The sequence below is a fragment of the Paraburkholderia sp. BR10923 genome (assembly GCF_040948765.1).
GTDB lineage: Bacteria > Pseudomonadota > Gammaproteobacteria > Burkholderiales > Burkholderiaceae > Paraburkholderia > Paraburkholderia youngii.
In genome coordinates this window covers 1-1,567 of the sequence record NZ_JBFPKO010000113.1, presented here as the reverse complement: position 1 = coordinate 1,567, position 1,567 = coordinate 1, and the positions used below count along the sequence as shown (strand labels likewise).

Here is a 1,567-nt window from a genome sequence, read left to right as displayed (position 1 = left end):
CGGGCAAACGCCCGCGTGCAATGCCCGCAAGGGCCAAAAACCAAAGGATGACCGTCGGCTTCACGACCTGAACACCTCTACATCGCCGACACGTCGCAAATTCAGCTGCTTGTTCAGCGTAGCCCTAGGCGCGAACAGCGGTACGTTTTCCCGGCTGATGTCGGAGAAATGCGAATGCATCTGTTACGAGGTCGAGCCGAATCCCGACCGTTTTGCGCGGCTCGGCGGCATGGCGCGCGTGAAGCCTTCCAATCTCGCGATTGCCGATCGCGCAGGGACGATGAGCTTCTTCGTGGCGGCGAATCGGGAGGCATCATCGTTCGTTCGCACCAGCGAGAACAATCACGAGATCCAGGTGGCCGCTGTGCGGCTCGACGTGTTCACGCAGCAGTAGGGAATCCCGCAAATCGATTTGGTGAAGGTCGACATCCAAGGCGCCGAGGTGCCGCTGCTTGATTGACTGCCGGACGCGTTTCTCCCTAACATTGGCCAGATCGCGATCGAATTCCATGATTTTTGCGGCCTGTGGAGAAGAGGGGTCGTCCGGTTTGAGCTGCGGCTTGAATCGCAGCGATTCCGGTTGATCAATTTCTCGAAGGAATCGCACGGGCACGAAGATCATCTGTTCCTCAACCGGAGGAGGTGTCCGCTCGGCTACGTCGAGTATGCGATCACGAAGTATGTGACGAAGTACCTGTTGGGCGTGGGCCGCATCATCGACCGCTGGAGGCGCGGTGGCAGTAATCAGTGATTTGCACAGCTTTGATGTGATGGACGACTTCCGCAGTTCGGGGCCCGGCATATTCCAAAGTGGAGAATTGTCAAAGCGAGATCCGAATGTCGGGGTGCGGGCCATTTACCAAATGTCGGGGGTGAGGTTGGTTTTGTTAGGCTGGGGTAGGTGGTGAGGGCGGTTTTGGCTCGCTTATTTCTCTCTCTGAGGGAGGTTTTTAGCACCGAGCCTGCCCGCGCTCCGGTGTGTCCCCGTCAACACTGCGTTCACGTCATCCTGCGTGAATTCCCGTGCTTCCTGGTGCCCGGCAGCCGATTCCTTGGCGTGTGCCGCAGTACCCTGATTGGTGCGTGACGGCGAGCTCGGCGCCCGTCGGTCATCGCGTTGCGCCTGCACGGCCTGGGACATGCCGTGCGCCCGGATTTCAATGCGTCCGGCCGGAGCGCGCTGGCAGGAACTAGACACGCTCGGCTCGGCACGGGGCGAGGGACGTTGTCCGTCGGACACCCCCCACCTTCCTGGCGGCCGTCGATGAAATGGTCAAGGACGCCATCAAGGTGTTCAACAGCACCGGACACAAGACGGTTGAAGGGGCGCTTTTTTGTCATCCGCTGAAGCGGCTGGATGATTTGCCCGCAGGTTTTTTAACGCATCAAAAGCAAGAGCTTGACGTGGGCGTCGTCGGGGATGACGCGATCTCGCGCGCCGCCGCCTAGCAGGTTGCTGAAGTACCGCTGAAACACGTCATCGCGCAGAGTTCGTGAAGCGTTGATAGATGAACCACCACTTGCCCACTGGAGATCATGGGCGGCGCCGACACGTTCACCGAGAGTT

Annotated in this window: 3 protein-coding genes; 2 read left to right on the top strand and 1 reads right to left on the bottom strand. The window is 59.5% G+C overall.

From position 1 onward, the window contains the following. A partial coding sequence (locus AB3X94_RS41600; protein ID WP_368614445.1) for an FkbM family methyltransferase occupies positions 1 to 394 on the top strand: 394 nt, incomplete at its 5' end. On the opposite strand, the gene AB3X94_RS41595 is transcribed toward AB3X94_RS41600, so the two are convergent. After that, positions 314 to 856, bottom strand: coding sequence for a hypothetical protein (locus tag AB3X94_RS41595; RefSeq protein WP_368614444.1), 543 nt, complete (start codon positions 854 to 856; stop codon positions 314 to 316). The two genes, AB3X94_RS41600 and AB3X94_RS41595, sit on opposite strands and share 81 nt — an antisense overlap. 413 nt (positions 857 to 1,269) lie before the next feature. On the opposite strand from AB3X94_RS41595, the gene AB3X94_RS41590 reads away from it, so the two are divergent. Next, the gene (locus tag AB3X94_RS41590) at positions 1,270 to 1,449 is read left to right on the top strand and encodes a hypothetical protein (protein WP_368614443.1); all 180 of its coding nucleotides are present in this window, start codon (positions 1,270 to 1,272) and stop codon (positions 1,447 to 1,449) included. The last annotated feature ends 118 nt before the right edge of the window (positions 1,450 to 1,567 follow it).

What these genes read in the sequence shown, in the direction of transcription:
- AB3X94_RS41590 (WP_368614443.1), top strand. Translation starts at nt 1,270, where the DNA reads ATGGTCAAGGACGCCATCAAGGTGTTCAACAGCACCGGACACAAGACG.
- AB3X94_RS41595 (WP_368614444.1), bottom strand. Translation starts at nt 856, where the DNA reads ATGGCCCGCACCCCGACATTCGGATCTCGCTTTGACAATTCTCCACTT.